This is a genomic window from Mycobacterium sp. HM-7 (assembly GCF_053852335.1).
Window position 1 is genome coordinate 5591967 of sequence record NZ_CM132657.1, and the last position, 5316, is coordinate 5597282.

5 protein-coding genes are annotated in these 5316 nt (G+C 67.1%); 3 read left to right on the top strand and 2 right to left on the bottom strand.

What is annotated here, in order from left to right:
* Positions 1-53: 53 nt before the first annotated feature.
* Positions 54-1631, bottom strand: coding sequence for an APC family permease (locus ACWW1C_RS27025; RefSeq protein WP_455981117.1), 1578 nt, complete (start codon positions 1629-1631; stop codon positions 54-56).
* A gap of 353 nt (positions 1632-1984) precedes the next feature.
* Between ACWW1C_RS27025 and ACWW1C_RS27030 the strand changes: the two genes are divergently transcribed.
* From ACWW1C_RS27030 to ACWW1C_RS27040, 3 genes are read left to right on the top strand one after another with little or no spacing between them, the layout of a single operon-like run.
* On the top strand, positions 1985-2992 hold the full coding sequence (locus ACWW1C_RS27030; RefSeq protein WP_455981118.1) for a phosphotransferase enzyme family protein: 1008 nt from the start codon (positions 1985-1987) through the stop codon (positions 2990-2992).
* 15 nt (positions 2993-3007) lie between these two features.
* Positions 3008-3784: a 3-oxoacyl-ACP reductase FabG gene (fabG, locus tag ACWW1C_RS27035; RefSeq protein WP_455981119.1), complete on the top strand. Its 777-nt coding sequence runs from the start codon at positions 3008-3010 to the stop codon at positions 3782-3784.
* Positions 3785-3808: 24 nt separating this feature from the next.
* Positions 3809-4594: a GntR family transcriptional regulator gene (locus ACWW1C_RS27040; protein WP_455981120.1), complete on the top strand. Its 786-nt coding sequence runs from the start codon at positions 3809-3811 to the stop codon at positions 4592-4594.
* Between the two features lie 2 nt (positions 4595-4596).
* Here ACWW1C_RS27040 and ACWW1C_RS27045 read toward each other — a convergent pair whose 3' ends face one another.
* Positions 4597-5307, bottom strand: a complete 711-nt coding sequence (locus ACWW1C_RS27045; RefSeq protein ID WP_455981121.1) for an MBL fold metallo-hydrolase — start codon at positions 5305-5307, stop codon at positions 4597-4599.
* Positions 5308-5316 lie beyond the last annotated feature (9 nt).

A 5316-nucleotide genomic window follows, 5' to 3' on the forward strand; every position in this document is an offset into this window, starting at 1 on the left:
GATCGGCGTTAGATGACGACGCGCCGGCCAATGCTGGATGGACGCCTCCGGCGTCAACGTTCTTCGTCGAGCACGACGCGCCCCAATCGGTCGTAGCGCTGCGGGGACTTGGCCCGAAGCACCAGGGCGACCACGATTCCCGCGATGGCGGTGCCACCGACCACCCAGGGAATCGACTCGAAGACGATGTCGTCCTTGGCCGTACCCGCCGCGAACGAGGCGTTCTTGATCAGCAGGTAGATGACGTACAGCATGCCGATGCCGCCGAGCCCGGGGGCGACCAAGGTGCGGAACCAGTGGGCGGTCTCCGGATGTTGCTTGCGCACATGGAAATACGAGACGACGGAGAACGCGGCCAGGGCCTGCACGATGAGAATGGCCGCGGTGCCCAGAAGTGCGATCAGGCCGTACAGATCACCGTAGGGATCGCGGCCGGTACCCGCGAACCACAGCACGATCACCAGGGCGACAGCGCTCTGGACGAAACCGGCGATATGCGGCGAGCCGTGGGTACTGTGCGACCGGCCGACCGTTTTGGCGGTGCCGGGCAGGACGTCTTCGCGGCCGATCGCGTAGATGTAGCGGGCTGCGCAGTTGTGGAAGGCCATGCCGCAGGCATACGAACCCGTGGTCAGCAGAATCTGGAACAACGTCACGGCCCAGCCGCCGAGGTGGTCCCGCACGGGGCCGAAGAAGATCTCCCCCGCGGTGTTCGTATTCTGCGCCAGGGCAATCGATTTCGCGGGACCGGTGCCCACGATCGCCAGCCACGACACCACGACGTAGAAGGCGCCGATGCCCAGCACCGACGACATGATGGCGATGGGGATGATCTTCTTCGGGTTCTTGGACTCTTCGCCGTACATGGCACTGGATTCGAATCCGACCCACGACCAGAACGCGAAGAACAGGCCGACGCCGGCCGAGCCCACGGCCACCATGGTGCCGCCACCGTTCAGATTCGGGACGACCGCGTCGAGTCCTTTCAGCCCGTTGATCGGGTTGAGCGATCCGAGCGACCAGCCCTCCGGGCCGCCGCCGGTGACGACGACCGAGCCGGCCATCAACGTCAGCATGATGATCTCGGTGATCAGCAGCACGCCAAGCACTTTCGCGGCCAGATTGACGTCGAAGTAGGTCAGCACGGCGTTGACCAGGATCATGGTCACCGCGAACACCACCCACGGCACGTGCACGTTGAACAGCGACACGAACAGATCTCTGGAGAAGAACGAGAAGATGCCGACCAGCGCGGCCTCGAACACCATGTAGGCCATCGCGGTGAGGAACCCGGCAGACAGTCCGACAATCCGGCCGAGACCGTGGGAGATGTAGCCGTAGAACGCTCCCGTTGCGGTGATGTGCCGAGACATCGCCGCGTAGCCGACGGCGAACAGTCCCAGCACGACGGTGGCGATGAGGTAGCCCGCCGGAGCGGCGGCGCCATTGCCGGCCCCGACCGCGATCGGGACGTTGCCGACCATCGCGGTGATCGGGGCCGCGGTGGCCACCGCCATGAACAGCACGCCGATCAAGCCGACGGCGTTGGGTTTGAGCCGCTGCACTCCGGGGCCGGTGTCCGGCGCGGCAGTCAGCGGGGCGGTTCGTGGGTAATCGTCGATCTCACTCATGCGTGCCAACCGATCCGATCTGATGGGAGACGGGCCCGGCCCCACACTGGGCCGGTTCTTGAATTATTTGGTCTGCTCTATCGAGCGGCAATGCAGCTATCCAGTGGACCAATGGACCCCCACGCCATCGGCACAGGGCTATTGGTACCAGACCGCCTCGTCGTGGTCAATACCCGTACTACCTGCACACTTCCTGTGGACAGGTCCAGGACCGTCGCACATTTCCGTCCCGTAAACCCATCGTTACCAGTTTTCGGTTTTGGTTCACTTTCAACCCAAAGTGCGGTACAACTGACCAGACCAAATAGTGACCGTGCCCACACCGCCAGTTCAGGAGAGCCACAATGAACGACATGGCCGCCACCGACTACGAACGCTTCGCGCACGCTGCGCTCCCCCACTACGGGCTCGATTCGGCAACCGTCACGCTGCTGAGCTACTCGGAGAACGGCACCTTCCTGGTGGAATCAGAGACCGGGCGTCAGGTCCTGCGCGTACACCGGCCGGGCTACCACTCGCTGGCCGCCATCGAATCCGAGCTCGACTGGATGGAAAGCCTCCGCCGCGACTCCGCCATCACGACGCCGCAGGTGATTCCCGCACCCGACGGACGTCGCGTGGTGGAGGCCCGCATCGGCGACGAGAGCCGTCTCGTCGACCTGTTCACCTTCGTGGAAGGCACCATCGCCGAGGACGATGCCTCCGACATCAGCTTCAGCGAACTGGGCGCCATCACCGCGACGCTGCACGAACACGTCCAGCGCTGGGAGCGGCCGGAGTCCTTCACCCGGTTCCGGTGGGATCTCGACGCAATGCTGGGTCCGGATGGCCGGTGGGGTGACTGGCGTGACGCCCCGGCGCTCAGCGCCGCGGACGCCGCCGTCATCGCCGAGGCCGAACGTAAGGTCATCCACCGCCTCACCAATTACGGCATGGGTCCCGAGCGCTTCGGGCTGGTGCATGCCGATCTACGGATGTCGAACCTGATGGTGCACCAGGGCAAGATCACCGTCATCGACTTCGACGACAGCGGCTGGTCGTGGTACCTCGCCGACCTCGGCGCTGTGGTGTCGTTCGTCGAGGACACCCCCGACGCCGCGCGGATCATCGACGAATGGCTCGCCGGCTACCGCACCGTCCGCGACCTCCCCGCCGCCGACCTCGTCGAGATCCCCACGTTCGTCATGCTGCGCCGCCTGATGCTCACGGCCTGGATCGGCAGCCACCCTGAATCCGGACCGGCACAGACCCTGGGCCACCGATATGCCGCCGGCACAGCACAATTGGCACAGGCCTACCTCACCGACCCGTCGTGGTTCCGGATCGATGTTCCCGCCGCCGCTCCGACACTCACCCACTGACAGGACACGCGCACCATGTTCGATCTCACCAACAAGAACGTCATCGTCACCGGCGCCACCAAGGGCATCGGCTACGGCATCGCCGCGGTGTTCGCCACCGCGGGCGCCAATGTCGCCGTCGCCGCGCGCTCCCTGCACGACCTCGACACCGCGGTCGCCGGCCTCGACGGCCTCGGGTCCGGCAAGATCATCGGCGTCTCGGTCGACGTCGCCGATCCCAAGTCCTGCCAGGCGATGGCCGCGGCCGCCGTGGATGCCTTCGGCGGCATCGACGTGCTGTGCGCAAACGCCGGCATCTTCCCCGAGGCACCGCTGGCCACCATGACGCCCGACGATCTCGCCACCGTGCTCGACGTCAACGTCAAGGGCACCGTCTACAGCGTGCAGGCCTGTCTCGACGCGCTCACCCGCAGCGGCGCCGGACGCGTCATCCTCACCTCATCGATCACCGGTCCCGTGACGGGCTTCCCCGGCTGGTCGCACTACGGCGCGTCCAAGGCCGCGCAGCTGGGTTTCATGCGCACCGCCGCAATCGAACTCGCCCCGAAGCGGATCACCGTCAATGCCATCCTGCCCGGCAACATCCTCACCGAGGGACTGCAGGAGATGGGCGAGGAGTACATCGCCGGCATGGCCCGCGCCATCCCCGCCGGGACGTTGGGCACTCCGGAAGACATCGGTCACCTCGCCGCATTCCTCGCCAGCGACGAGGCCCGCTACCTCACCGGCCAGTCCATCGTCGTCGACGGTGGGCAAATTCTGCCGGAATCCCTGGACGCGCTCACCGGCTGAGAGGAGGTCGGTACGGTGAACGACATGGACGAGTCCGAGGGCGGCCCGGTAGCCGAGGATGTGCGGCGCCGCATCGTCAGCATGCTCGATGCCGGCACCCTGCGGCCGGGTGACCGCCTGGGCTCCGAACGCGAGATGGCCGAGCAGTTCGCCGTCTCCCGCGCGACGCTGCGCAGCGCCCTGGTGCCGCTGAGCCGCGCCGGGATCCTGGAACGACGAAGCGGCCGCGCGGGCGGCACGTTCATCAAGACCGTGCTCGTGGAACGCAACGTCGCCGAACTTTCGGGCCTGCCGAATCGCTTGAAGCAGGGCGGTCATTCCACGACCCGCAGCCGGGTGCTGTCGACGGCCCTGCGCGGCGCCACGGCCATCGAGGCGCAACGCCTGGGAGTCGAGCCCGACACCGAACTCGTCGTCGTGCAGCGCCTGCGCTACGCCGACGGTTTCCCGCTGTCGGTCGACTGCGCGCACTTCCCCGCCGATCGGGTGCCGGACCTGCTGGAGCAACCGCTCGGCGGGTCGCTGTACGACATCCTGGCTGTCCGCTACGGCCTGCGGCCGGTGACGTCGGTCGAGAGCATCGAGGTCGTCAGCGCCAACCCCCGCGAGGCGGCCTGGCTCGAAATCCCCACCCGCACTCCCCTGTTGGCGATGACAAGGGTGGCCTCGGACGCCGACGGTCAGCCGTTCGAGTACTCCGAGGACCTGTTCCGCGCGGATCGCGTCCGGTTGGTCGCCAAGACCACCGCGGTGGCCGAACGCGAAACTCTCGGCACCGACGGCCGCGTCGAACTCACCGTCACGGCGTAGCTTCAGGCGAAGAGGTCCACCGCTGCGGCAATACGAGCGGCGGCATCACCGATGATCGCGTCCCCATGGCCGAATCCGGCGATGCGGGCGCCGGTCGCGGCGAGGGTGCTCGCAGCGCGCACCGCCGCGGGCCGGTCGGTGTTGAAGACGCCCACTGCCACTTGACCATTCACCTCCGCGACGGCGTCGCCGGTGAGCACGGCATCGTCGGCAGGCAGATACAGGGCGATGCTGCCCGGGGTGTGCCCCGGCACGGCGATGACGCGGGCGCCGCCACCGAAGTCGAGCACGTCGCCGTCGGCCACCGTGCGGTCGACGCGGCAGGCAGGACCGTGCGGCGCGGTATCGAAATCCGGCCTCAGGGTCCGCTCGGCGTCGGTCAGGATTGGTAGCGGCCCGGCATCGTCACCCCGGATGTACGACGAATCGTGCTCGCCGGCAATCACTTCAGCGTCCGACCCGTCGGCGATCTCGGCGGCGGCGCCGCAGTGGTCCTCGTGAAAGTGCGTCAGCACAATACGTTTCACGTCGGCGGGCCGGCGATCCAGCGCGGTGAGGGCGTCAGCGATCAGCGTGGCACTGTCGGCCCAGCCGGTGTCGATGAGCGTCACGCCGTCGGTGTCGAGGCGGAGGTAGCAGTTGAGCAGGTGTGCCCGCTCACCAGGGATCCGCAGGCGGTACAACGAGGGTGTCAGCGCGAGCAGGTCGGCCATGTCCCCACG

Bases quoted from the DNA above. Each gene is read 5' to 3' on its own strand.
- ACWW1C_RS27025 (WP_455981117.1), bottom strand. From the start codon at position 1,631: ATGAGTGAGATCGACGATTACCCACGAACCGCCCCGCTGACTGCCGCG.
- ACWW1C_RS27040 (WP_455981120.1), top strand. From the start codon at position 3,809: ATGGACGAGTCCGAGGGCGGCCCGGTAGCCGAGGATGTGCGGCGCCGC.
- ACWW1C_RS27030 (WP_455981118.1), top strand. From the start codon at position 1,985: ATGGCCGCCACCGACTACGAACGCTTCGCGCACGCTGCGCTCCCCCAC.
- fabG (WP_455981119.1), top strand. From the start codon at position 3,008: ATGTTCGATCTCACCAACAAGAACGTCATCGTCACCGGCGCCACCAAG.
- ACWW1C_RS27045 (WP_455981121.1), bottom strand. From the start codon at position 5,307: ATGGCCGACCTGCTCGCGCTGACACCCTCGTTGTACCGCCTGCGGATC.